The sequence below is a fragment of the Janthinobacterium aquaticum genome (assembly GCF_009208565.1).
Taxonomy (GTDB): domain Bacteria; phylum Pseudomonadota; class Gammaproteobacteria; order Burkholderiales; family Burkholderiaceae_D; genus Janthinobacterium.
The window spans coordinates 268491-293947 of the sequence record NZ_WFLK01000003.1; the positions used below are offsets into that span (position 1 = coordinate 268491).

Here is a 25457-nt window from a genome sequence, read left to right on the forward strand (position 1 = left end):
CGGGGTCAGTTCCGCCAAACGGACACGACCTCGTCCTTAACTGAGGTTGAGATTTTTATTCTCCGGTTGGCCAAGCCGAAGTTCTGAACAATAAGATGAGGTCGTGTCGAATTGGCGGAACTGACCCCGAGTTGGTGACCTGGGTGACGCAGATGGACTAAAATGCCGGCCTGCGCGACGCTCCATAAAGGTCTACACTGGCGCGTTCGCATCCCTTTTTTACTGTTGAGAATATTATGTCCGCTTATTTGCAAGGAACAGATCTGGCCGCGAAAGACAAGGCCGCCACACCGGCGCCGGCGCCAACGAAGTCTGTCGCCAACAAGGCTGTGACCATCCACACGCTGGCCGCTCTGCGCGCCGCCGGCGAAAAAATCACCATGCTGACCTGCTATGACGCCAGCTTTGCCTCGCTGATGGAGCGCTGCGGCGTGGAAATCCTGCTGGTTGGCGATTCGCTCGGCATGGTCTGCGCCGGCCACAATTCCACCCTGCCCGTTACCGTGGCCGACATGGCCTACCATACCGCCTCGGTGGCGCGCGGCGCCAAGTCCGCCATGATCGTGGCCGACCTGCCGTTCGGCGCCTACGGCACCATCGAGACAGCCTATGCCAACGCGGTACTGCTGATGCAGGCCGGCGCGCACATGATCAAGATCGAAGGCGGCGCCTGGCTGGCGCCGACCGTACGTTTTCTCACCGAGCGCGGCATCCCCATCTGCGCGCATATCGGCCTGACGCCGCAATCGGTACACCAGTTGGGCGGCTACAAGGTCCAAGGCAAGAGTACCGAAAGCGCAGAAGAGCTGAAAAACGACGCGCTGGCGCTGCAGGAAGCCGGCGCCTCGATCGTGGTGATGGAAGCGATTCCGACCCAGCTTGGCCGTGAAGTAACCCAAGCGCTGGCGATCCCGACCATCGGCATCGGCGCCGGCCCCTACTGCTCAGGCCAGGTGTTGGTCATGCACGACATGCTGGGCGTATTCCCAGGCCGCAAAGCGCGCTTCGTGCGCAACTTCATGGAAGGCGCTACCAGCATCGACCAGGCCGTTATCGGTTATGTGAGAGCAGTGAAAGACGGCAGTTTTCCGGCGCTGGAACACTGCTTCTGACGTAGACTGGATTTGGCGTGACACGCGGCCAGCCGCGTAGGCCGGGCAACGCAGGCCTTCATCCGACAAGTCCCTCAAGCGGCAACGATGTTGTCGGATTACGCCGCTGCGCGGCTAATCCGACCTACCGATCTTGTCGGCTGGGGCTGGACTAGGGCGACTCAGCCCCATGCTCTGCCGGCAATTTGACAGCATCTTTCTCTTCGCGCAGCGTTGCGGTGCGCACAAACGCCACCTGCAGACCAAAAAACTCGCCGATGCGGTTCAAGGTCTGCACGGTTGGGTTGCCTTTGCCGCCCTCGATTTCCTTGATCACCTTGGTGCTTACGCCACGATGGGCAGCAAACTCCTCCTGCGTCATGCGCGCCAGCGCACGCATTTCCCTGACGGCTTGCTGCAGTGTGACTTCACCTGCCGTAATACCCTCATAAAGCTCGTTGCGGCGCTGGCGCAACTGTTCTTTGTCTACGCTCTTTTTGGTGCGTGCCATATCAATATGCCTCAAACGCCAACAACTGCGCGATCTGTGCGGCGATATGCGGCTGCAGAAAGGCAATAATATCGTCGTCCACTCTGGCCGCTTGCATATGCTGTTCGAGCGCATGCAATTGCTGGCCAAACTGGCCCAGCGCAATGGCAATGTGCTGGCGCTCTGCGTCTGGCATGGGGATGGTCGCCAGGATCGTCTGCCAGTCATGCAGTTCTTTTTTTGTTTCGGGGTGATACCAGCGCGCCGCGCGGGGGATGCCCTCCGGATCCAGGTACATGGGGGCAAAGTCAAATAGCGGCGTCAGGCGCACTTCGCCATCTCGCACCTGCACTGCCGTGTTGCGTGCATGATTATCGGTATTGCGCATGGCCAGATTGAGAATATCGCGCTTGAGAAATTCGATTGTTTCGACGGTTTTGTCGGTGACCACCTCACGTAGCGCCTGCAACAGATCAAACTGGCTGGGCATCGCGTCAAAGCCGACTATGCCTGCCAGCGAGGCAGCGCTTTCCTGATGCAATCGCAGCACTTTTCCCTGTTTGATCTGCCGGTCAAAGCGGGGAATGAACAGTGTGTCGTCTTGGTAGCGCAACTGACCAGCCGTACGCAGTCCCATGGCCTGCGCCACGGTCATATACGCAGCTTCATTTCTCAATACCTTGGCGTCGCTGGGCGAATTGCCACGCGGACGCTTGACGATGAAATGCGCAGTCGCACGCTCATCGGACACAGCGCTATCGGCATGCCAGAGTCCATCATGATCGGTGGTCAGCAAATATTTGGGCGCCGCGCCCTGCACGCCCAGCGTGCCGGCAGCGAGCATGCTGTGAATCAGCATGCGCTCACTGAACGCATCGCCACGACCGATAATTTCCTCCAATATAAAGCCGCCATCCAGCTGGCCGGTGTCGTGCCGCGCCAGATGCTGTGTGTAGTAGCGAACAGCTTCGGCGACGCGCACGCGTCCGATCGGATTGAATGCGCCAGCACACATCAAGGCAAAATCGGCGGCCGGTCCATCAGCCAGTTGCAGCTGTCCCAGCAAGTATTTGCGTCCGCTGCCCTGGGGAATCAGGTCAAAAATAAAGGCTGGCCACTGCGCCAGTTTTTGCATCTCCGCCCTGACCGGATAGCGCAGTGAGACTGGAGCAACATCATCGTCAAATGCATAGTCCAGCTCATACTCGAACAAAGCAGGCGTACGCGGATTGCCGCCTGCCGGTTCAAGCAAAGTCAGCGCCGCACAATCGTGCCAGGCATCATGATGAAAAATCTGGAAATGGCATGGCATATGAAAATCAGAGTTGGCGATAAGACTAATCCCAGTCTACTCTTAAAATAGCTCTTATACGATCTATTATTAAAGATTTTTCTTATAATTTAGCTCTTAAAAGAGCTAAATTTTAAATTCTTGATGCTTAAGTTAACGCATCCAAATATCTGCCTGACTAGCCCACCTGTATCCACGTCGTCTTGAGTTCCGTGTATTTATCAAGCGCATGCAGGGACTTGTCGCGGCCGTTGCCTGACTGCTTGTAGCCGCCAAACGGCACGGTGATATCGTCGCCGTCGTACTGATTGACGTGCACGGTGCCGGCGCGCAGGGCGCGCGAGGTTTGTATCGCCTTGGACAAGTCTGCAGTCCAGACGGCGGCCTGCAGGCCGTAGGGTGTGGCGTTGGCCTGCTTGATGGCATTCTCGATATCGGTAAAAGCCAGCACCGACAGCACCGGCCCGAAAATCTCTTCGCGCGCGATCGTCATGGCGGGATCGACGCCGTCAAAGATGGTCGGCTGTACATAGTAGCCGCCCGACTCCAGGCGCGCCGCTTCGCCGCCACCAAGCACGCGCGCGCCTTCGCGCTTGCCCGCTGCAATATAGCCCATCACGGTCTGCATCTGGGTGGCGTCGACGATTGCGCCCATCACGGTGGCTTCATCGAGCGGATCACCGGGTTCGAAGCGCGGCAGCATGGCCACCGCGCGCGCCAGGAATTCGTCCTTGATCGACGCTTCGACGAACAGGCGCGATGGCGCATTGCAGCTTTCACCCTGGTTGAAGAAGATCGAACCGACGGCGGCAGCCACCGCCTTGTCGAGGTCCGGGCAATCGGCGCAGACGATATTGGCCGACTTGCCGCCCAGTTCAGTCCAGGCGCGTTTCAGGTTGGACTGGCCGGCCATCTGCACGATCAGTTTTCCCGTGCGGGTCGAGCCGGTAAAGCCGATGCAGTCGATATCCATATGCAGCGCCAGCGCAGCGCCGGCTTCATGGCCAAAGCCAGGCAGCACATTGAACACGCCCGGCGGCAGGCCTGCTTCGAGGCCCAGTTCGGCCAGGCGCAGCGCCGTCAATGGCGATTTCTCCGAAGGCTTGAGGATCACGCTGTTGCCGGCGGCCAGCGCCGGCGCGATCTTCCAGGCGGCCATGATCATCGGATAGTTCCACGGCACGATAGCGGCCACCACGCCGACCGGCTCGCGCGTGATCAGGGCCAGACTGGACGCTGGCGTGGGAGCAATTTCATCGTAGATTTTATCGATGGCCTCGCCATACCAGCGCAGGCAATTGGCGGTGGCGCCCACATCCACGCTCTGGCTGTATTTGATGGGTTTGCCCATGTCCAGCGTTTCCAGCAGCGCCAGCTCGGGGCCGTTCTTTTGCACCAGATCGGCAAACTTGAGCAGTACGCGCTTGCGCTGCGCCGGCGACTTGCCGGCCCAGCGGCGGTCCTCGAACGCGGCGCGCGCGGCCTGCACGGCGGTGTCCACATCGACGCTGTCGCAGCGCGCTACCTGCCCAAGCAGACGGCCATCGATGGGCGACAGGTTGTCGAACACCTGGCCGGAGGCGGCGGCCACGCGCTCACCGTTAATAAAAGCGCGCCCGTCGATCTTCAGTTCGAGGGCGCGTGCGTGCCAGCTCGCGGTATCGGTCATGGTCGTCTCCTGGTAAGGGAAAACGCCAGCTTACTCCTGATTACTCCTGAGTGGCAGCAGCGAGCTGTTTGCGGCGCAGCCGGTCGCTGCGCGCCAGCATGACGGCGTACACGATCACCGCGATGGTCACCACCAGGATGGTCAGCGCTGCGACCGCATTGACGCGCGGATCGAGTCCCAGGCGCGCGCGCGAGAAGATCACCAGCGGCATGGTGGTCGAGCCGGGACCGGACAGGAACGCCGACAGCACCACATCGTCAAGCGACAGGGTAAACGTCAGCAGCCAGGCGGATGCCAGTGCCTGCGTGATATTGGGCAGCGTCACCAAAAAAAACACCTGGTGCGCACGGCAGCCCAGGTCCATCGCCGCCTCGCTCAGCGACTTGCTCATCTCCTGCAGGCGCGACTGCACCACCACCGTGGCGTAGGCCATGCCCAGCAGCGTGTGACCGAGCCAGATGGTGGCCACGCCGCGCTCGGGAAAGCCGAACACCTTCTGCATCGACACCAGCATCAACAGCAGCGACAGCCCGATAATCACCTCGGGCATCACCAAAGGTGCGCTGGTCATGGCCGAGAACATGGTGCGGCCGCGAAAGCGCTGGTAATTGGTCAGCGCAAAGGCGGCAAAAGTGCCCAGCACCACCGACGAGGTGGCCGACATGAAGGCAATTTTGAGCGACAGGCCCAGGCCGGAAATGATCTCGCTATCGTTCATCAGCTCTTGGTACCAGCGCAGCGAAAAGCCGCTCCACACCATGTCCTGGCGCGAGCTGTTGAACGAGAAAACGATCAGCACGATAATCGGCAGGTACAGGAACAGATAGCCGAGCGACAGCCAGCCGCGGCCGAACCAGCGCTGCAAGAATGTCGATGCCTTCATGTCTGCTCTCCTGCTTCCTGGTCCGTCTTGTATTTGTTGAAGATCGCCATCGGCACCAGGATCAGCAAAATCACCAGCACCGTCACCGACGAGGCCATGGCCCAGTCGTTATTGGTGAAATACTCGTCCCACAGCACGCGTCCGATCATCAGCGTTTCCGGGCCGCCCAGCAGTTCCGGGATCACGTATTCGCCCACCGAAGGAATAAACACCAGCATGGCGCCGGCGATAATACCCGACTTTGACAGCGGCACCGTGATGCGCCAGAACGCCTGCAAGGGCGTGGCGCCCAGGTCGGCCGCCGCTTCCAGGAAGCGTATGTCCATCTTCACCAGGTTGGCGTACAGCGGCAGGATCATGAATGGCAGGTAGGCGTAGACCATGCCCACCACCAGCGAGAACGAGGTATTCATCATCTGCAGCGGTTCGCTGACGACGCCCAGCGCCAGCAGCAGGTCGTTGAGCAGGCCATGGTTGGCCAGGATGCCCTTCCACGCATAGACGCGCAGCAGGAACGAGGTCCAGAACGGCAGCATCACCAGCATCATCAGCACCGGGCGGATTGAGGGCCTGGCGCGCGCCATGAAGTAGGCAAACGGGTAGCCGACAACCAGGCAGATAACGGTGGTAATCGCCGCGTATTTCAGCGAACTGAGATAGGTCAGCAGATACAGTTCATCATCGGCGATCACCAGATAATTGGCGATTTTCACCTTCAGCATGACGATGCCGTCGGCGTACGACAGCAGACCGCCGAACGGGCTGCCGGCCGTATCCATGTCGGACAGGCTGATACGCAGCACGATCAAAAACGGCACCAGGAAGGCAGCGGTCAAAAACAGCGCCGGCACGGCGATCACGGCGCGGCGGCCGGTCAGCCAGCGCAGCGTCACCAGGCTGCGCAGCGATTGCAAAAGCGATGTCATGATGGCCTCAGCTGGTCAGCACGACAATGTCGGCACCGTCCCACCAGACCCAGACGCGCTGCTCGCGCTCCAGGTGCACGGCATCATGGCGCGCCGCATTGGTGCGCGAGACCTTGACCACGGTGCCCGAGTCCAGGCGTACATGGTAGCTGGTCTCGTTGCCAAAATACGCCATCGCGACGATTACGCCCTGCGCGCAGTTGTAGCCATGTTCGCTAGGCGAAGCGCGTTCGGCCAACGCCGGCGGCTCAACCTGAATGCCGATCTTTTCCGGCCGCACGGCCACCGACACGTCCATGCCCAGGTTGCCGGTAATGCCATGCGCCACATAGTGGCGCCCTTCGGGCGTATCGACGATCACATGATCGGGTTCGTCTTCGGTAATGCGTCCGTCGAACAGATTGACGCTGCCGATAAAGTCGGCCACGAAGCGGCAATTCGGGGTCTCGTAGATTTCACCGGGTGCGCCTACCTGCAGGATGCGCCCTTCGCTCATCACCGCAATGCGGGTGGCCATGCTCATCGCCTCGTCCTGGTCGTGCGTAACCATCACGCAGGTCACGCCCACCTGTTCGATGATATTGACCAGCTCCATCTGCGTGCGCTCGCGCAGTTTTTTGTCGAGCGCGCCCAGCGGCTCGTCGAGCAGCAGCAATTGCGGCCGCTTGGCCAGGCTGCGCGCCAGCGCCACGCGCTGCTGCTGGCCGCCCGACAGCTGGTGCGGCTTGCGTCTGGCGTATTGGCTCAGCTGCACCAGCGCCAGCATCTGCTCGACGCGCGCGGCAATCTCTGCTTTCGGCAGGCCGTCGCGGCGCAGGCCAAAGGCAATGTTGTCCCACACGCTCAGATGCGGGAACAGCGCATACGACTGGAACATCATGTTGATCGGACGCTGGTGCGGCGGCACCTCGACGATACTGCTGCCGGCCAGCTCGATGCGCCCCGAGGTGGGTGTCTCGAAGCCGGCCAGCATGCGCAGCAAGGTCGACTTGCCGCAGCCCGAACTGCCCAACAAGGCAAAGATCTCGCCCTTGTTGATCGTCACGGAGACGTCATTAACGGCGCGCACGCCATCGAATTGCTTGACCAGTTGATCAATCAGCAAAAAAGGCGCTGGGGCGTCGCTGGCCGACGCGGCAGGTGTTGCTATCGTCATGTGTGCTAGGGGCTCAAGGGTGATGGGGAAAACAGACTGGCCGCTTGTCGAGCGGCCAGGGTGGGAGTTTAGCGGAAGTACCGGCTTTGCGGTGAGATTGGGCAAAAAACTACAGCCATCGTCTGAATACTGCCAAGTCAGCGTCCCGGCGCCACAAGCACACCAGTAAAGGCGACAGCACCCCAGACGGCGGCACAGGAGCCCCGGGCCAAGCGAGGCTGAAAAATGTCGAGGGCAAGGCGCAGCGACGAAGACAGTACGCCAGTACGGCGAGGAGCTGCAACGCCGCCATCGGCATTTTCTCAGCCCCGCGTCTCCGGCCCGCCATTACGTTTTTCAACTGCACGCCATTACAGCCATTGCCTGGTTTTGATCTCCTCATACGTCTTGTCCAGGCAAAGCCGTATCAAATCCGTCATCTCATCAATCTGCGCGCGCGTCATCACCAAAGGCGGCGCCACAATCATGCGCTCACCCACCGCGCGCATGATCACGCCGTTATCGAACATATGACCGCGGCAGATCATGCCCACGCCCAGGCTCTCGTCAAACAGTTCGTTCTCGTGGACGGTGGCGCCCTTCTTGCGCACCAGGTTCAGGCCAGCGACAAAGCCGCAGCTGTCGGCATGGCCGACCAGCGGATGCTCGCCCAGCGCGGCAAAGCGTTCTGCAAGGTAAGGCCCGGTGTCGTCGGCCACCTGTCGCACCAGCTGTTCGTCTTCGATAATGCGGATATTTTCCAGCGCCGCCGCACAGGCCACCGGATGGCCCGAATAAGTAAAGCCGTGCGTGAATTCGCCGCCCTGCTCAACGAGCACCCTGGCCACGCGCTCGCCCACCAGCACTCCGCCCAGCGGCACATAGCCGGAAGTAACGCCCTTGGCAAACGTGATCAGGTCGGGCTTGATGCCAAACAGCTCGGAGCCAAACCAGCGTCCGAGCCGGCCAAAGCCGCAGATCACTTCATCGGCGATCAGCAGGATGCCGTACTTGTCGCAGATGCGCTGGATTTCAGGCCAGTAGGTGGCCGGTGGAATGATCACGCCGCCAGCGCCCTGCACCGGTTCGCCGATAAAGGCCGCCACCTTGTCGGCGCCTACTTCGAGAATTTTTTCTTCCAGCCAGCCGGCCGCTTTCAGGCCAAATTCGTCCGGCGTCAGCTCCTGGCCTGCTTCCAGATAATTGGGCTGGCCGATATGCACGATGCCCGGTATCGGCAGGCCACCCTGCGCATGCATGCCATCCATGCCGCCCAGCGAGGCGCCGGCCACGGTGCTGCCATGATAGGCATTGTGGCGGCTGATAATGGTGTGGCGCTCCTTGTAACCCTGCAGATCCCAGTAGCGGCGCACCATGCGCACATTGGTGTCGTTCGCTTCCGAGCCGGAACTGGTAAAGAACACATGCCTGAATGCGGGCGGCGCAATCTGCGCCAGCTTGGTCGCCAGCTCCACGGCCGGTACATTGGTGGTGCCAAAGAAGCTGTTATAGAACGGCAGCGTTTCCATCTGCTGGTAGACGGCTTGCGAGATCGACGTGCGGCCGTAGCCGACATTCACGCACCACAGGCCCGACATGCCGTCGACGATTTTTTTCCCTTCGCTGTCCCACAGATAGACGCCCTCGCCGCGCACCATCACGCGCGCGCCTTTGGCAGCGAGGTCCTTGAAGTCGGTAAACGGATGCAGATAATGTGCGGCGTCCATCTGCTGGACGGCGGCCGTGTCGATTTGTGTATTGGTGGTATTCATGCGGGTCCTTTCAAACATGCAGTAACAGGTGTTCGCGCTCCCAGGGGCTGATCACGGTCATGAACTCCTGGTGTTCCAGGTCCTTGATGGCGGCGTAGACATCGATAAAGCGCTCGCCCAGCACGGCGCGCAGCTTGTCTTCGCCGCGCAGCAGGCGCAGCGCTTCAGGCAGGCCCTGCGGCAGCTCGACCTGCATGTCGTAGGCGCTGCCGGCCATCTGCGGCGTCGGTTCCAGCTGCTCGGTCATGCCCAGATAGCCGCAGGCCAGCGTGACGGCCAGCGCCAGATAGGGGTTGGCGTCGGCGCCGATAATGCGATTCTCGATGCGCCTGTCCTGCACGCCCGACTCGGGCACGCGAAAGCCCACGGTGCGGTTGTCCAGCCCCCACTGGATATTGATCGGTGCGGCGGTATGGCGCACGATGCGCCGGTAGGAATTGACATATGGCGCGACGATCGCCATGGCCGACGGCATATAGCGCTGCAGGCCGCCGATATAGTGCTTGAAGATGGGCGCGGCCGAACCGTCTTCGTTGCTGAAGATATTCAGGCCGGTTTTGGCATCGACCACGCTCTGGTGCACATGCATGGCCGAACCGGGTTCGCCGGCCATCGGCTTGGCCATGAAGGTGGCGTACATATCGTGCTTCAGCGCCGCTTCGCGCAATGTGCGCTTGAAGAAAAACACCTTGTCGGCCAGTTCCAGCGGGTCGCCATGCAGGAAGTTGATTTCCATCTGGCCGGCGCCGATTTCATGGATCAGGGTATCGACATCGAGATTCATCAGTTCGCAGTAATCGTAGATGTCCTCGAACAGCGGATCGAACTCGTTGACGGCGTCGATGCTGTAGACCTGGCGGCTGGTTTCGGCGCGTCCGCTGCGGCCAATCGGCGGCTTCAGCGGCAAGTCCGGGTCGCTGTTCTTTGCCGTCAGGTAGAACTCGAGTTCGGGCGCCACCACCGGCTTCCAGCCCTTGTCGGCATACAGCTTGAGCACGCGGCGCAGCACCGAGCGCGGCGCAAAGTCGACCAGCGCGCCGTCCGAAAAATAGCAGTCGTGGATCACCTGCGCGGTCGGGTCGGTGGCCCACGGCACCATGGTGATGGTGGTCGGGTCGGCTTTCAAAATCATGTCGCGGTCGGTGCTGGAAATGGCGCGATCATAGCCGCCATCGTCGACCGGGTAGTTGCCCGTCACCGTCATGCCCAGCACCGCCTCGGGTATGCGCATGCCGCGCTCCTGGGTGAATTTGGCGCGCGGCAGGATTTTGCCGCGTGCCACGCCGGTCAGGTCAGGCACCAGGCATTCGATTTCCGTGACTCGCTTTTCATTGAGCCACAGGTCCATGTCGGTATAGGTAAAGTTATCGCGTATTGCCATTGCTCTCTCCTTTGCTCGTTATTGTTCAATCTGCTGGGCGATGCTGCTGCCGGTAGGCGCGGCAGGCATCGCCGAAGGCGCCGAACAGGCGCATCGAATGCGGGTTCTGTTCAATCTGCCACTCCGGATGCCACTGCACGCCCATGACAAAACCGGCCGCCTGCGCCACGCTGAATGCTTCGACCAGGCCATCGTCTGCCAGCGCTTCGACATGCAGGCCGTCGGCCAGCCTGGCCACGCCCTGGCCGTGCAGGGAATTGACCATGATTTCGCTCTCGCCACCGAGCAGTCGCGCCAGCACGCCGCCCGGCGTGAGCCGTACCCGGTGCGCCGGGCCATACTGGCGCGCCAGGGTATCGTTCACGTTCTCGCGATGGTCCAGCATGCCGGGCACCGCATGCACGGCCTGGTGCAGGCTGCCACCCAGGGCCACGTTGACTTCCTGGAAGCCGCGGCAAATGGCCAGCAGCGGCAACTGCATGGTCAGCGCCGCGTGGATCAGCGGCAGCGTGGTGGCGTCGCGCGCAGGGTCCTGCGGCAGTTCAGGGTAGGCAATCTCCTGGCCATACAGGCGTGCATCGAGATTGGAGGCCGAACCGGTCAGCAGCACGCCATCGGCAATCGGCAGCACCGACTCGAAATCGGACTGCGCGCCGAAAGCGGGCAGCAGCAGCGGCGTGCAGCCCGCCCCATGCAGCAGCGCCTGCAGGTATTTATCCTGGACCGTATGCCAGGCGTGGCTGCCCAGCTGGCGCTGGCAGGCGGGAACGAGAACGAGAGGACGGCGCATGGACATGGCTTTCGATAGCTTGGACGATCCTACTGTACAGGATGGCGTTGCCAAACTGCCACACAACTGGCCCTGGACGTGGGGATGCTCAAAGGCGCTGCAGCAGCTACACTACGGCTCTCACTGTTGCCACAAGTAAAATTATCATATGCCTGTCTTGCGAAAAACGCCATGAAAAGCATGCCATGGCGCGACTTCTTTGCGCTGGTAGTCAGCATCGGCGTGGTGGGCCTGGGACTGGGCGCCACCATGCCGTTGACCGCCCTCACGCTCGACCAGCGCGGCGTGGGCACGCACATCATCGGCATGATCACGGCCGTCAGCGCGCTGGGCATCCTGGCCGTCTCGCCGTTTGTCTCGCGCATGGTCGGACGCTTCGGTGCGCGCGCCACCATGATCGGCGCCGTGTGGGCTGCCGCGCTGGCCACCATCGCCATGCAGGCTACCGACAGCCTGCTGGCCTGGAGCGCCCTGCGCTGTGTGTTTGGCGGCGCCATGGGCGTGCTCTTTACCATCGGAGAAGCCTGGGTCAACCGGCTCGCGCCAGACAACTCGCGCGGACGCGTGATCGCCATCTACACCACCAGCTTCACGTTTTTCCAGCTGCTCGGCCCTGGCCTGGTGGCGCTGTTCAATGCGCGCATCAGCTGGAGCTTTGCCGCCTGCGGCCTGCTGTTCCTGCTGGCCCTGCCCGGCCTGATGCTGATCTCGAACAGCGGCCCGCAGCGTGAAGCCGAGGAGCATGGCGTGCGCTGGTGCCTGATCCTGCCGCGCATGCCGATGATCGTGCTCGGTGCAGGCTTCTTTGCGCTGTTCGATACGCTGGCACTGAGCCTGCTGCCGCTGTACGCCATGCGCCACGGCGTGAGCACCGAACTGGCGCTGCTGTCGGCTACCGTGGTGCTGATCGGCGACACCGGCCTGCAGTTCGTGCTGGGATGGATGGCAGACCGCTACGGCCGCGCGCGCGTGCATGCCGGCTGCGGCGTGGCCGTGTGCCTGCTGCTGCCGCTGATGCCGCTGGCCGTCGGCACGCCCTGGCTGTGGTGGACCTTGCTGCTGCTACTGGGGGCAGCGGCCGGCGGCACCTATATGCTGGCGCTGGTGGCCTGCGGCGAGCGCTTTACCGGCCTGTCGCTGACCAGCGCCAGCGCGATCGTCAACGCCACCTGGGGCGTGACCAGCGGCGGCGGGCCGCTGCTCACTGGCGTATTGATGCAGTCGGTGGGCATCAACGCCCTGCCGGCGGTGATGTGGGTGTGCGCGGCGCTGTTTGTCGGCAGCGCCGTGTGGGAGCGCGCCAGAAAAATCGTCTAGCGCGCAGGCGCTTCGAGCCGTTCGCGCAATTGCTGCTCGACCGGATAATCGGGATAGCTCTGCCTGAAGGCGCGCCATTCGTCCTGCGCCACCTGCGCTTGACCGGCCTTGAGCAGCGCGTCGATCTTGAGCAGCCAGACCGAGGCGTCGAGCCTGGCCGGGGCTGGTGCTGGTGCTGGTGCTGGAGCAGGAGGCGGAGCAGGAGCAATGGCGGGCGCCGGCGTAACGCGGCTCATTACCGGCGCGGGCATGCTTGGCAGTGGCGGCGCCAGCTGCTCGTTCTGCACGCTTGATATGCTCGGTACGCTCTGTTCGGCCATCGGCACGCTCTTTTGCATCGGCGACGGCTTGCGCATGGGTGCAGGTGCTGGCGGCGGCGCCGGTGCTGGCGACACTGGTGCAGCATCCATGGCAGGAGCCGGTGCGGTCATGGCCTCTGTCTGAGGCGGCACTGTTGGCGTGACCGGTTCGCCCACCACCGGGAACTGCGCGGGTTTCGAGCCAAACCAGTCGATGCCGATCATATTGACAGTCAGCAGGACGGCCGCGGCCAGGCCCAGCGGAAGGCGCCAGCGCTGCAGGTAATCAGGCTTGGCTGGCAGGCTGCGCACGCCGTCGGCGCTGTCGTTCGCTGCCACCGGTTTTGCCGCATCGTCTGCCAGAGCCTGTTGCGCGCTGGCCAGGATGGCCGCGTCCAGGGCAGCCGATGGCGCTGGCTGCGGCAAGTCGGCCAGCAGCGCGTTGAGTTCATCGTCCTCGTTGAAGTCTTCAGGATAAGTCATGTTGGTTCTCCCGCACCGGCCGGCTGGGTCAGCTGCGCGCGCAGTTTCTGCATGGCGTAGCGCAGCCGGCTTTTGACCGTCTCCGGCTCGGCCTGTGTGACCACCGCAATATCGGCAATGCTCATGGCGCTGAACTGCTGCAGCACCAGCGCTTCCTTCTGTTCATACGGCAGCGCCGCAATCGCCGCATGCAACAGCGCCTGCTGCTGGCGCCGTTCGAGCGATTGCTGCGGCGTAGCGCTATCGTCGGCCAGCGTCTCGGGTGCATCGATGGCCTCGGGCTGCTCGCCGCGCTGGCGCAGCAGATCGAGCAGGCGGTTGCGTGCGATCTGGTACAGATAGGTGCGAAAGCTCGCCTGCGGCTGCGGCAGGTAACTGGCGCGCGCCGCATGCAGGCTGGCCCAGGCGTCCTGCACGATTTCATCGGCCCACGAACGCCGCGGCGAACGCCAGGCCACGAAACGATACAGGCCCTGGCTATGGCGACGGTACAGCTCCTGGAATGCAGGCAGCTCGCCGTCGCCATAGCGCAGCATCAGCTCTTCATCGGTCACGTCGGCAAGGTTGTCGGGCATGCGGATCAGTGTAGCCCAACTTGCCGGCAGCGACAATTGCTGCACGCTCGTGCTCATTGGTTCACTGGCTTACTGGCGCACACCAGGCGCAGGGGCATAGCTGATGCGGCGCAGTTCGCGGATGCCGTTCTGCGTCAGCTGTCCTTCGACCAGCTCATAGCCGAGCAAGGCAAACACGCGGCCCTGCAGGAACAGCGGACGCGCATTGCCATACCAGTCGACACACGATACACGGCAGCCGTCGTTGTCTATCCTGGCTGGCTGCGCTGCCAGCGCGCCCAGCTCTTTCAACTGCAGGTCGGTGTTACGCAAATACAGCACCGAGGCGGCAGGCTGGCGCAGGTTCGGCTGTTCGTGCGCACCCAGTATCGGCAGGCCGATCACACCGGCGCCGGCGCTTTGCGGCTTGTAGAAAAAGCCGTGGCTGCGCGACTCCCCCTGCGCGGCATTGGCGCGCACATAGGTGCCGGCGATGCTGGCCTGGCTGCCCAGTTTGATGCTGCTGAAATGCAGGTCGCTGCCGGCCGCGCCGACCACCACCGCGTCATTGCCCAGCGCTTCGATGCGCTCGACCCCATGCGGCAGGGCCAGCGACTGCACGGCGCTGTTGTCGTTCCAGCGCAGCGCGTACAGACCCTGGCGCGGCCAGGCCTGGTCAGCCTTGCGCTGGCCGAACTGCCCCGACGTGCCATACAGCAGATACTGGCCGACATAGCGGTTCTGCAGCCCGTAGCCGGCGCCGCCGGGCAGTGCACGGTAGCTGCTGGCCGGTGCGCTGTCGCGGCCATCGGAAAAGCTCGACAGCGCCACGCGCAGCAGCGCCAGTTCGCCCACGCCACGGCTTGAGTCCCACATCGCATCGCCCTTGCCCTGCTCGCGCAGCAGTACGTTCAGGTAACCGTCGCCGCTTTCCAGGAACGAGAACTGGTCGACCGGCGCGCCGGCCACTTTCAGCGCGCTGGGTGCCGCACCGCTCAAGGGAATGCGAAACAGGCCAGCCTGGGTGCCGCCATCCTTGCGGCCACGGCGCGTGGTCCATACATACACCGATTCGCCCGAGACATAAAACACGCGTCCCTGCGGCCCCATCACGGCCGTGGCTTCGCAGCGCATCTCGCGTTGCGCCAGGTCGCACACGGTAACGGTATGGAGCGTGGCGCCATCGTCCGGATCGATCTCGTCGTCGGTACGGTAAACGCGCGTGGCCGGTGCAATACGCTGGAAGTCGCCGGGCACCGCATCCGGACGCCAGCGGCGCAGTGCCGGGAACCCGGCAAACAAGTCCTTGCCGCGCACATTCAAGCTCAATGGCGAGTAGAACACCAGCTTGCTGCCCACCAGGCGGCTGGCGTAATTGCGCGCCGAATAATAGTCGTTCGAGCGCAGATGATAGGTGGCGCGGTAGGCCAGCTTGCCGGCAGCGTCGATATCGAACAGGCCCACCTCGGTGCCGCCGCGGCTGTAGCTGTAGCCGATCACCGCTACCGTGTCGCCGGAAATGAGCATTTCGTCATACCAGCTGCCAGACGGGTCACTGCCGGGCGCAAAGGCGTCCACCGCGGCGACCGGCTGCAGCGCGTTGCCGCCCACCGCCACGGTAAATAATTTGCCGCGCCTGAGCATCACCAGATGCTTGCCATGCAGCTTGACGATGCCGCCTTCGTCGACGCCGGCCGTCTGAGTGTTGGTAACCGATTCGGCAGCGCTGTCGGCGCTGGCCACCGAGGCTTCGGCCATCGGCGCTGGCGCTGGAGCAACGGAAGGCGCCATCTTCATCATGCCACCCGAGCGGCGCAGCATCTTTTCACGCGCGCGCTGCTGCTCAAGCTGGCGCTGCGCCAGCGTTTGCAGGTAGACAGTCAGTTCCTGTTCGCTGGCAAACGCCGGCAAAGTTTTTTGCGGCGCCGTGGCGGCAGCTTGTGCGGCGCAAGCCAAAGACAGCGACATCGACAGTGCGGCAAGTTTGAAAACGGTGGGCATGGGCATGGGTTTCTCCGGTTGGCGTGACATGCATCCTGAAACGGTGCGCCAGCAAGAACGGGGTTAAAGCCATGGAATATTTTTTCAGCGTGCGCCCACATACACTGCAGCACGCATCAGGCAAGCGTGCCGGCGTCAAAAGGTCTACCATCAAAGACCGTGCAACTGCCCTGAAAAACGCCATGCTCAATCTTAACGACCCGGCGCTGCTGCGCCAGCAATGCTATATCAACGGACAATGGCTCGACGCCGGCAACGGCAAGACCATCGCCGTGACCAATCCGGCTACCGGCGAGACGCTGGGCCAGGTGCCCGCCATGGGCACGCAGGAAACCGCCGACGCCATCGCGCGCGCCAATGACGCCTGGCCGGCCTGGCGCAAGAAAAGCGCCAGGGAGCGCGCCGGCTATCTGCGCCGCTGGAATGACCTGATGCTCGAACACGCCGACGACCTGGCCGCCATCATGACGGCCGAACAGGGCAAGCCACTGGCCGAGTCAAAAGGCGAAGTGCAGTACGCCGCCTCGTTTATCGAATGGTTTGCCGAAGAAGGCAAGCGCGTGGCGGGCGACACGCTCGCTTCGCCGTGGGCTGACCGGCGCATCGTGGTGACCAAGGAGCCGATCGGCGTGTGCGCCGCCATCACGCCGTGGAACTTCCCTGCCGCCATGATTACCCGCAAGGTCGGCCCGGCCCTGGCAGCGGGCTGCCCGATCGTCGTCAAGCCGGCTGGCCTGACGCCGTTTTCCGCGCTGGCGCTGGCGGTGCTGGCCGAGCGCGCCGGCATTCCACCGGGCGTATTCAATGTCATTACCGGCTCATCGAAGGAGATTGGCGACGAAATGACGGCCAATCCGCTGGTGCGCAAGCTGACCTTTACCGGCTCGACCGAAGTGGGCCGCAAGCTGATGGCGCAGTGCGCGCCGACGATCAAGAAACTGTCGCTGGAACTGGGCGGCAATGCACCGTTCATCGTGTTTGACGACGCCGACCTCGATGCGGCCGTGGAAGGCGCAATCGCTTCGAAATACCGCAATGCCGGCCAGACCTGCGTGTGCGCCAACCGCCTGTACGTGCAGGACGGCGTGTATGACGCCTTTGCCGAAAAACTGGTGGCGGCGGTGGAAAAGCTCAAGGTCGGCAACGGCATGGACGACGGCGTCACGCAAGGTCCGCTGATCGAAGAAAAAGCCGTGGAAAAAGTCGAGCAACACGTGGCCGACGCCTTGTCCAAGGGCGGTCGCCTGCTGACCGGCGGCCAGCGTCACGCACTGGGCCACAGCTTCTTCCAGCCCACCGTAATTGCCGACGTGACTGCCGACATGCTGGTGGCCGGCGAAGAAACCTTCGGCCCGCTGGCGCCGCTGTTCCGTTTCAAGACCGACGAAGAAGCCATTGCCATGGCCAACAATACCGAGTTCGGCCTGGCCGCCTATTTCTATTCGCGCGACATCGGCCGTATCTGGCGCATGGCAGAAGGCCTGGAGTCGGGCATGGTCGGCGTCAATACTGGCCTGATCTCGACCGAGATGGCGCCGTTTGGCGGCGTCAAGCAGTCGGGGCTGGGGCGCGAAGGATCGTCGTACGGGATCGATGATTACCTGGTCATCAAATATATCTGCATGGGCGGGATTTGATATCGGATGCCGCCAAACCAACGCAAATCGCGTGGGTCGGATTAGCGCGCAAGCGCGTAATCCGACCTACTCGAAGCCGCGTATGCGGTCGCCGTTGAAATTGGGCAGGCGCCACGAGAAACGCAGGGCCAGCAGCCGGAACGCAAAGCCGGCGGCAATCGAAACGAGCTGGGCCACGGAACTGTCAACCTGGAAATACAGCAGCGCTACATACAGGCTGCCGGTAAACAGCGCTACCGTGGCATACACTTCGCGCTGCAGCACCAAGGGCATCTGGTTGCACAGGATGTCGCGCAGCAGGCCGCCGAAGACGCCGGTAATCATGCCGGCCAGCACCACGATGGCCGGATGCATCCCGGCGCCCATGGCAATATCGCAGCCGATCACGCAAAACGCCACCAGCCCCAGGCCGTCAACCAGCAAAAACACCGTGCGCAGATGATGCAGATAGCGCGCCACGAACGCCGTCACGACGGCCGCACCGCCGGTAAACAACAGGTACTCGGGATGGGCAATCCAGCCCAGCGGATAGTGACCGAGCAGCATATCGCGCACGGTGCCGCCACCGAGCGCGGTGACGGTGCCGATCATCACAATGCCGAACAGATCCATGCCACGGCGCATGCCCATAATGGCGCCGGACATGGCTTCGGCCGTAATGGCGACCAGGTATATCGTATAGAGCAACATGGATTCTTTCAGAAAAGCGTGCGCAGCACGGCTGCGCAAAACGCTATTGTGCAATGCAACACGCCAAAGCTAATCAAAAGTAAGTATTATTTAGGATTGATAAATTTTTCTAATCTTTGCCATGCCATGAACCTCAATCCACGCCATACCGAAGCGTTTCGCGCCGTGGTGGAAACCGGCAGTTTCGAGCAGGCGGCCGTGCAGCTGCACCTGACCTCGCCGGCCATTTCACAACGCGTACGGGCGCTGGAAAGCCAGCTGGGCAACGCGCTGATCGTGCGCAGCCGGCCGGCGCGCGCCACGCGCATGGGGCAGCGGCTGATGCAATACCTGAAACGCGCCAAGCTGCTCGAAGACGACCTGGAAGCGGAACTGGCGGTCGAGCATGACGCTCCGCTGACGCTGGTGCTGGCCCTGAACGCCGACTCGATCGGCACCTGGTTTTTTCCAGCCTTGTCAGAAGTGCTGATACGCGAGCGCGTGCTGCTGGACTTGCTGGTGGAAGACCAGGACCATACCTATACTTTGCTGGAAACGGGGATGGCGATCGGCTGCATTACCACCGAAGCCAAGCCCATGCGCGGCTGCATTGCCGAGCCGCTGGGCGTGATGCGCTACTGGCTGGTGGCCACGCCGGCGTTTCGCCAGCAATGGTTTGCGCATGGCATCACCCGCAAGGCCGCGCGCACGGCGCCGGTGGTGGCCTATACACGCAAGGACACCTTGCAATCGTCGTATCTGGAACAGCAGCTGGGACTGCCCGAAGGCGCCTACCCCTGCCACTATGTGCCGGGCGCCACCTCGCACTTCAACGCCATCCGTTATGGACTGGGCTATGGCATGGTGCCCGAACTGCTGCTGCGCGCCAACCCCGACGGCGCGCTGGTCGACAAGCTGGCGCCCACCCAGCCGGCCGACGTGGCGCTGTACTGGCATACCTGGAAGGTGCAGTCGCCACGGCTGGAGCAGCTGTCGCGCCAGATTATTGCAGCGGCGCGCAGCATGCTGGCCTAAGCTGGACTGACTATTTGCCTGCTTCGTCGTAGCTGGCCAGGCGGGCCGCCATGCGCGGCGCCAGTTCATGGCCGGCCGATACACTCACTTCCAGGTCGTTGAGCACGCCGTCCTTCAGGCCGTACACCCAGCCGTGCACGCTCAGCGACTGGCCACGTTCCCAGGCGTCCTGCACGATGGTGGTCTGGCAGACGTTCAGGACCTGCTCGACCACGTTCAGCTCGCACAGGCGGTCGCTGCGCTGGCGGCTGGTCAGCACGTCGCCCAGATAACGCTCATGCTTCTGGCTCACATCCTGCACATGGCGCAGCCAGTTGTCGACCAGGCCGATGCGCGTGCCGGTCATGGCCGCATGCACGCCCTTGCAGCCGTAGTGGCCGACGATAATCACATGTTTGACTTTCAGCACATCAACGGCGAACTGCAGCACCGACAGGCAGTTCAGGTCGGAATGCACGACCACGTTGGCAATATTACGATGCACGAAAACATCGCCTGGCGGCATGCCCAGCAGTTCATTGGCGGGCACGCGGCTGTCCGAGCAGCCAATCCACAGGTATTCTGGGGACGTTTGCGCTTCCAGGTTCCTGAAGTAATCGGGATTTTTCTCCATCATGGACGTGGCCCAGCGCAAGTTGCGCTGCAGCAGGTCCGTCAGGGCCGGGGCTTTGTTTGCTTCGGTCATGGTTTCCTTGCTTCTTAAAAAAAAAGCCGGGATGTGGTTGGCATCCCGGCGATTGAATTGCTAACGTTTATTCAAAAAAATCCTTGACCTTGTCTTTCCAGGTCTTGCTTTGAGGGCTGTGCTTGGCGCCGCCCTCGGTGGTGGATTTTTCAAAATCGCGCAGCAGTTCTTTCTGCTTTTCCGTCAGTTTGACTGGCGTCTCCACGGCAACGTGGCAGAACAGGTCGCCAGCAAAACCGGAGCGCACACCCTTGATGCCCTTGCCTTTGAGGCGGAAGGTCTTGCCCGATTGGGTGCCTTCAGGAATCGTAAACGACACCTTGCCGTTCAGGGTCGGCACTTCGATATCGCCGCCCAAGGCTGCCTTGGTAAACGAAATCGGCATTTCGCAATGCAGGTCGTCGCCTTCGCGCTGGAACACGGCGTGCGGCTTGATATGGATTTCCACATACAGGTCGCCCGACGGTCCGCCATTGGTGCCCGGTTCGCCGTTGCCGGACGAACGGATACGCATGCCGTTGTCGATACCAACCGGAATTTTCACTTCCAGCGTCTTGTTGCGCTTGATACGGCCGGCGCCGTTGCAAGTGCCGCAAGGCTCAGGAATCACCTTGCCGCTGCCGTGGCATTTCGGGCAGGTTTGCTGGATGCTGAAGAAACCCTGCTGCATGCGTACCTGGCCGTGGCCGCCGCACGTGCCGCACGTGACCGGCTGCGTGCCGGGCTTGGCACCGCTGCCGTGGCAGGTGTCGCACTTGTCCCAGCTCGGCACGCGGATGGTCGTGTCGAAGCCGTGGGCAGCCTGCTCCAAGGTAATTTCCAGGTTGTAGCGCAGATCGGCGCCGCGGTAGACCTGCGGGCCGGCATTGCGGCTGCGTCCGCCGCCGCCAAAGATGTCGCCGAAGATATCGCCAAAGCTGTCGGCAAAGCCGCCTCCGCCGAAACCGCCGCCGCCACCCATGTTCGGGTCCACGCCGGCATGGCCATAACGGTCATAGGCCTCGCGCTTTTCCGGATTGGTCAGCATCTCGTAGGCTTCTTTGACTTCCTTGAACTTTTCTTCCGATTCCTTGCTATCCGGATTGCGGTCCGGATGGTACTTCATCGCCAGCTTGCGGTAAGCCTTCTTGATTTCGTCTTCCGAAGCATTCTTTGCGACACCAAGTGTCTCGTAAAAATCACGCTTTGCCATTTGGCACCTTGCAGTCTATCTACTGATGTACAAACACACGAAAAAGCCGAGCGAGTACCGTGCAAACACGGTGACTCGGCTCGGCCGGTCTTCGCAACTTGACGGCCAGGCCGCCCCCACCAGAGTGGGAGTGAACCGTCCGAGTAACAATTACTTGCTGTCTTTTACTTCCTTGAAGTCGGCGTCGACCACGTCGTCCTGCTTGGCGTTCGCTTCCGATGCGCCAGCGGCTTGCTGAGCACCTTCTGCACCGCCTGCAGCTTGCTGCGCTTGCATGTCGGCGTACATTTTCTCGCCCAGCTTTTGCGCTGCCGAAGACAGGGCTTCCGATTTGGCATCGATTTCTGCCTTGTCGCCAGCCTTGATCGAAGCTTCCAGATCGGTGATTGCTGCTTCGATCTTTTCTTTCTCGCCAGCTTCGAGCTTGTCGCCGTATTCGGTCAGCGATTTGCGGGTCGAGTGTACCAGAGCATCAGCCTGGTTGCGCGACTCGGCCAGTTCCTTGACCTTTTTATCTTCTTCCGCGTTCAGCTCGGCGTCTTTCACCATCTTCTGGATTTCAGCCTCGGTCAAGCCCGAGTTGGCCTTGATCGTGATCTTGTTTTCCTTGCCGGTGGCCTTGTCTTTCGCGCCGACGTGCAAAATGCCGTTGGCGTCGATGTCGAAAGTCACTTCGATCTGTGGCGTACCGCGTGCTGCTGGCGGGATGCCTTCCAGATTGAATTCGCCCAGACCTTTGTTACCGGCCGCGATTTCACGCTCACCCTGATAGACCTTGATGGTCACGGCAGGCTGGTTGTCATCGGCAGTCGAGAACACTTGCGAAAACTTGGTTGGAATCGTGGTGTTTTTGTGAATCATCTTGGTCATCACGCCACCCAGGGTTTCAATACCCAGCGACAGCGGCGTCACGTCCAGCAGCAGCAAGTCCTTGCGTTCGCCCGACAGGACCGAACCTTGAATCGCTGCACCAACAGCCACGGCTTCGTCCGGGTTCACGTCCTTGCGTGGATCCTTGCCGAAGAATTCCTTCACTTTTTCCTGCACCTTCGGCATACGGGTCATACCGCCGACCAGAATGATGTCGTCGATGTCGGACACTTTCACGCCTGCATCCTTGATGGCCATGCGGCATGGTTCCATGGTGGCCGAAATCAGCTCTTCCACCAGCGACTCGAGCTTGGCACGGGTCATTTTCAGATTCAGGTGGACCGGTGCGCCATTGGCCATGGCGATGTACGGCTCGTTGATCTCGGTCTGTTGCGACGACGACAGCTCGATCTTTGCGCGCTCGGCCGAAGCCTTGATGCGCTGCAGGGCGATCGGATCTTTTTTCAGATCGATGCCGTTGATCTTCTTGAACTCGTCGATGATGTAATCGATAACGCGCTGGTCGAAGTCTTCGCCGCCCAGGAAGGTGTCGCCGTTGGTGGCCAGCACTTCAAATTGTTTTTCGCCATCAACGTCAGCGATTTCAATGATCGACACGTCGAACGTACCGCCACCCAGGTCGTACACGGCGATCTTGCGGTCGCCCTTTTCGTTCTTGTCCAGGCCGAATGCCAGTGCGGCTGCGGTCGGCTCATTGATGATGCGCTTGACGTCCAGACCAGCGATACGGCCGGCGTCCTTGGTTGCCTGGCGCTGCGAGTCGTTGAAGTAAGCAGGCACGGTGATGACCGCTTCGGTGACTTCTTCGCCGAGGTAGTCTTCTGCCGTTTTCTTCATCTTGCGCAGCACTTCAGCCGAAATTTGCTGCGGTGCCAGTTTTTTGTCGCGTACGCCGATCCACGCATCGCCGTTGTCGGCTTTGGTGATCTGGTAAGGCATCAGCGCGATGTCTTTCTGTACTTCTTTCTCGTCGAATTTGCGACCGATCAGACGCTTGACTGCAAACAGCGTGTTTTTCGGATTGGTCACTGCCTGGCGTTTTGCCGGCGCGCCGACGAGAATTTCGCCGTCTTCCTGATAAGCGATAATCGACGGCGTCGTGCGTGCGCCTTCAGCGTTTTCGATTACCTTTGGTTGACCGTTTTCCATGATGGAAACGCAGGAATTCGTGGTTCCCAGATCGATACCGATAATTCTACCCATGATTTTTCTTCCTTTTATTCGCTAGATTTCAGATGGTTCTTATATATGGCACTGCAGCATGTTTTCAAGACTGGCTTGACGCCGCACTCTGATTATTTTGCTTGCGCGGTGGTCACGATGGCAGGACGCAACAGACGGTCTGCAATCATATAACCTTTTTGCAATACCGTAACAACCGTGTTGGCTTCCTGGTCGGCCGGCACGACAGCGACGGCCTGGTGCTTCATCGGATCGAGCTTTTCGCCCTGCGCCGGCACAACTTCGACCAGGCGGTTGCGCTCGAAAGCGGCGCTCAGTTGCTTGAGCGTCATTTCCACGCCTTCTTTCAGCGACTCGATCGATGGCGCAGCCACCGTCAGCGCTGTTTCCAGGCTGTCTTTCACCGGCACCAGCGCTTCGGCAAAGCTTTCTACTGCAAATTTATGCGCTTTGGCCACATCTTCCTGGGCACGGCGACGAATGTTTTCACCGTCAGCCTTGGCGCGCATAAAGGCGTCGTGCATCTCTGCAAGACGCGCTTCGGTGCTGGCCAGTTGCTCTTCCAAAGTAGCCTCTGCAGGAGTCGATGGTGCAGCCGCTGCAGCGTCCGCTTCGTGATTAGGTACTGCTTGATTTTCCTGATCTTGCATCTGAAAAGCTCCTACAATCAATGACTTAATATTAGTTAGGCGACATATCTTTACAACACTGACCGGAACATGGGGCTAAGTCCCTGTCTTTCAAGGGGGTATAAGCGACAAGCTGAAAAATTACTGAAACATGGTACAACTTATCCCGATTCGCTTCTTTTTTCATGTTGCGGCCAGCGCGCCTGCACTGCACAACCCGGTATTTTAACAGTGCGGACATGGCTGCCACCATTTCAAAGTTGCAGATTTGCAAATTCGATGTGGCCAGAAACAGCGAGGCCGCGCAAGCGCGGCCCTTTTCTTTGATATCGCTTACCGGCTTAGTCGGCAGCGCCCAAAGCCAGCGCCGCAGCGCGCGACGCCTCGCCAGCGACGTGCTCGGCGGCGCGCTGCGGCACTGTTTTCATGGTAGGCCAGCCGATCATATGCTGCTCGGCAATTTCCGCCATGCCAGCGATCCAGGCCGGCGACTCGTTCAGGCAGGCAATGTAATGAAACTGCTGTCCGCCAGCCGCTTCGAAGTCATGTTTGGCTTCCATGGCGATTTCCTCCAGCGTCTCCAGGCAATCGCTGGTAAAGCCCGGGCACAGCAGGTCGACCCGCTTGACGCCCTGCTGCGCCAGCGCAATCAAGGTGGGCGCCGTATAGGGCTGCAACCATTCGGCCTTGCCGAAGCGCGACTGGAACGTCACCAGGTATTGTTCCTTGCTCAGGCCCAGCATTTCAGCCAGCAGGCGCGCCGTTTTCAGGCATTGGCAATGGTAAGGGTCGCCCAGCAGCAAGGTACGCTTGGGCACGCCATGAAAGCTCATCACCAGTTTTTCCGGCTGACCATGCTGCGCCCAGTGCGCCAGCACCGAGTCGCGCAGCGCATCGATATACGTTTCATGCTCGTGGTACTGCTTGATAAAGCGCAATTCCGGCACATTGCGCACCGATGCATAGTGCGCAAATACGGCGTCGTAGATGGAACCGGTGGTGGTGGCCGAATACTGAGGATAGGCCGGCAGAATGGCAATGCGTTCGCAGCCTTCGCTTTTGAGCTGCGCCAGCACCTCGGGCAGCGACGGCGAACCGTAGCGCATGGCCATCGCCACCGACAGGTCCGTATGGCCACGTTCGGCCAGCGCACCGGCCAGCAGCTGCGCCTGCTTTTGCGTATGCACTTTCAAGGGAGAGCCTTCGGCACTCCAGATCGACGCATATTTCTTGGCCGACTGGCTGGAACGGAACGGCAGGATAATCAGGTTCAGGATAAACCACCACACCAGGCGCGGAATTTCCACCACGCGCGGATCGGACAGGAATTGTTTCAGATAGCGCCGCACGGCCGGCGCGGTGGGCGCATCGGGCGTACCCAGGTTGACCAGCACCACGGCGCTGCGTGACACGGCGCCGTGCTTGTAGGGAGGTTCGGCTTGAAATGGCATGGCG

Annotated in this window: 22 protein-coding genes; 4 read left to right on the forward strand and 18 right to left on the reverse strand. The window is 61.3% G+C overall.

From position 1 onward, the window contains the following. The first annotated feature begins 236 nt into the window (after window positions 1-236). The gene (gene panB / locus GCM43_RS06715) at window positions 237-1112 is read left to right on the forward strand and encodes a 3-methyl-2-oxobutanoate hydroxymethyltransferase (RefSeq protein WP_193315560.1); all 876 of its coding nucleotides are present in this window, start codon (window positions 237-239) and stop codon (window positions 1110-1112) included. 151 nt (window positions 1113-1263) lie between these two features. Here the strand turns inward: panB and GCM43_RS06720 are convergent, their stop codons facing one another. The 9 genes from GCM43_RS06720 to GCM43_RS06760 form a co-directional block, all read right to left on the reverse strand. Then, entirely contained in the window at window positions 1264-1602 is a 339-nt protein-coding gene (locus tag GCM43_RS06720) for a helix-turn-helix domain-containing protein (protein ID WP_152242746.1), read from the reverse strand. A gap of 1 nt (window position 1603) precedes the next feature. Beyond that, window positions 1604-2833, reverse strand: coding sequence for a type II toxin-antitoxin system HipA family toxin (locus GCM43_RS06725; protein ID WP_226929360.1), 1230 nt, complete (start codon window positions 2831-2833; stop codon window positions 1604-1606). A gap of 217 nt (window positions 2834-3050) precedes the next feature. Continuing rightward, window positions 3051-4541, reverse strand: a complete 1491-nt coding sequence (locus GCM43_RS06730; RefSeq protein WP_152242748.1) for an aldehyde dehydrogenase — start codon at window positions 4539-4541, stop codon at window positions 3051-3053. Between the two features lie 40 nt (window positions 4542-4581). Beyond that, window positions 4582-5424, reverse strand: a complete 843-nt coding sequence (locus tag GCM43_RS06735) for an ABC transporter permease (RefSeq protein ID WP_152242749.1) — start codon at window positions 5422-5424, stop codon at window positions 4582-4584. Then, complete coding sequence (locus tag GCM43_RS06740) at window positions 5421-6350, reverse strand: ABC transporter permease subunit (protein WP_152242750.1); 930 nt, start codon at window positions 6348-6350, stop codon at window positions 5421-5423. Before GCM43_RS06740 ends, GCM43_RS06735 begins: the two co-directional genes overlap by 4 nt. 7 nt (window positions 6351-6357) lie before the next feature. After that, on the reverse strand, window positions 6358-7506 hold the full coding sequence (locus GCM43_RS06745) for an ABC transporter ATP-binding protein (RefSeq protein WP_152242751.1): 1149 nt from the start codon (window positions 7504-7506) through the stop codon (window positions 6358-6360). Window positions 7507-7856: 350 nt separating this feature from the next. After that, window positions 7857-9257, reverse strand: a complete 1401-nt coding sequence (locus GCM43_RS06750; RefSeq protein WP_226929361.1) for an aspartate aminotransferase family protein — start codon at window positions 9255-9257, stop codon at window positions 7857-7859. A gap of 10 nt (window positions 9258-9267) precedes the next feature. Then, window positions 9268-10638: a glutamine synthetase family protein gene (locus GCM43_RS06755; RefSeq protein ID WP_152242753.1), complete on the reverse strand. Its 1371-nt coding sequence runs from the start codon at window positions 10636-10638 to the stop codon at window positions 9268-9270. A gap of 25 nt (window positions 10639-10663) precedes the next feature. Continuing rightward, a complete protein-coding gene (locus GCM43_RS06760; protein ID WP_152242754.1) occupies window positions 10664-11428 on the reverse strand; it encodes a gamma-glutamyl-gamma-aminobutyrate hydrolase family protein in 765 nt (254 codons plus the stop codon). Between the two features lie 171 nt (window positions 11429-11599). Here GCM43_RS06760 and GCM43_RS06765 point away from each other — a divergent pair, with 171 nt between their 5' ends. Then, a complete protein-coding gene (locus GCM43_RS06765) occupies window positions 11600-12745 on the forward strand; it encodes an MFS transporter (protein WP_152242755.1) in 1146 nt (381 codons plus the stop codon). Here GCM43_RS06765 and GCM43_RS06770 read toward each other — a convergent pair. Genes GCM43_RS06770 through GCM43_RS06780 form a run of 3 tightly spaced genes read right to left on the reverse strand, consistent with a single transcriptional unit; the run spans window position 12742 to window position 16088 of the window. After that, window positions 12742-13527, reverse strand: coding sequence for a hypothetical protein (locus GCM43_RS06770; protein WP_152242756.1), 786 nt, complete (start codon window positions 13525-13527; stop codon window positions 12742-12744). The genes GCM43_RS06765 and GCM43_RS06770 overlap by 4 nt on opposite strands. Further along, complete coding sequence (locus tag GCM43_RS06775; protein WP_226929362.1) at window positions 13524-14159, reverse strand: sigma-70 family RNA polymerase sigma factor; 636 nt, start codon at window positions 14157-14159, stop codon at window positions 13524-13526. Before GCM43_RS06775 ends, GCM43_RS06770 begins: the two co-directional genes overlap by 4 nt. Window positions 14160-14171: 12 nt before the next feature. Next, window positions 14172-16088, reverse strand: a complete 1917-nt coding sequence (locus GCM43_RS06780) for a beta-propeller domain-containing protein (RefSeq protein WP_226929363.1) — start codon at window positions 16086-16088, stop codon at window positions 14172-14174. 176 nt (window positions 16089-16264) lie between these two features. Here GCM43_RS06780 and gabD point away from each other — a divergent pair, with 176 nt between their 5' ends. Next, window positions 16265-17719, forward strand: a complete 1455-nt coding sequence (gene gabD / locus GCM43_RS06785) for an NADP-dependent succinate-semialdehyde dehydrogenase (RefSeq protein ID WP_152242757.1) — start codon at window positions 16265-16267, stop codon at window positions 17717-17719. Between the two features lie 66 nt (window positions 17720-17785). Here gabD and GCM43_RS06790 read toward each other — a convergent pair whose 3' ends face one another. Then, a complete protein-coding gene (locus GCM43_RS06790; RefSeq protein ID WP_152242758.1) occupies window positions 17786-18409 on the reverse strand; it encodes a trimeric intracellular cation channel family protein in 624 nt (207 codons plus the stop codon). A gap of 126 nt (window positions 18410-18535) precedes the next feature. Between GCM43_RS06790 and GCM43_RS06795 the strand changes: the two genes are divergently transcribed. After that, complete coding sequence (locus tag GCM43_RS06795; RefSeq protein ID WP_152242759.1) at window positions 18536-19423, forward strand: HTH-type transcriptional regulator ArgP; 888 nt, start codon at window positions 18536-18538, stop codon at window positions 19421-19423. A gap of 10 nt (window positions 19424-19433) precedes the next feature. On the opposite strand, the gene can is transcribed toward GCM43_RS06795, so the two are convergent. The 5 genes from can to hemH form a co-directional block, all read right to left on the reverse strand. Further along, window positions 19434-20108 carry a carbonate dehydratase gene (gene can / locus GCM43_RS06800; protein ID WP_152242760.1) on the reverse strand — a complete coding sequence of 225 codons (675 nt, stop codon included), beginning with the start codon at window positions 20106-20108 and terminating at the stop codon, window positions 19434-19436. A gap of 67 nt (window positions 20109-20175) precedes the next feature. Continuing rightward, window positions 20176-21300: a molecular chaperone DnaJ gene (dnaJ, locus tag GCM43_RS06805; protein WP_152242761.1), complete on the reverse strand. Its 1125-nt coding sequence runs from the start codon at window positions 21298-21300 to the stop codon at window positions 20176-20178. A gap of 150 nt (window positions 21301-21450) precedes the next feature. Then, window positions 21451-23394: a molecular chaperone DnaK gene (gene dnaK, locus GCM43_RS06810; RefSeq protein WP_152242762.1), complete on the reverse strand. Its 1944-nt coding sequence runs from the start codon at window positions 23392-23394 to the stop codon at window positions 21451-21453. A gap of 92 nt (window positions 23395-23486) precedes the next feature. Continuing rightward, window positions 23487-24023 (reverse strand): nucleotide exchange factor GrpE, encoded by a 537-nt coding sequence (gene grpE, locus GCM43_RS06815; protein WP_152242763.1) that lies wholly within the window; start codon window positions 24021-24023, stop codon window positions 23487-23489. 320 nt (window positions 24024-24343) lie between these two features. Continuing rightward, window positions 24344-25453, reverse strand: coding sequence for a ferrochelatase (hemH, locus tag GCM43_RS06820; protein WP_152242764.1), 1110 nt, complete (start codon window positions 25451-25453; stop codon window positions 24344-24346). Between the last annotated feature and the right edge of the window lie 4 nt (window positions 25454-25457).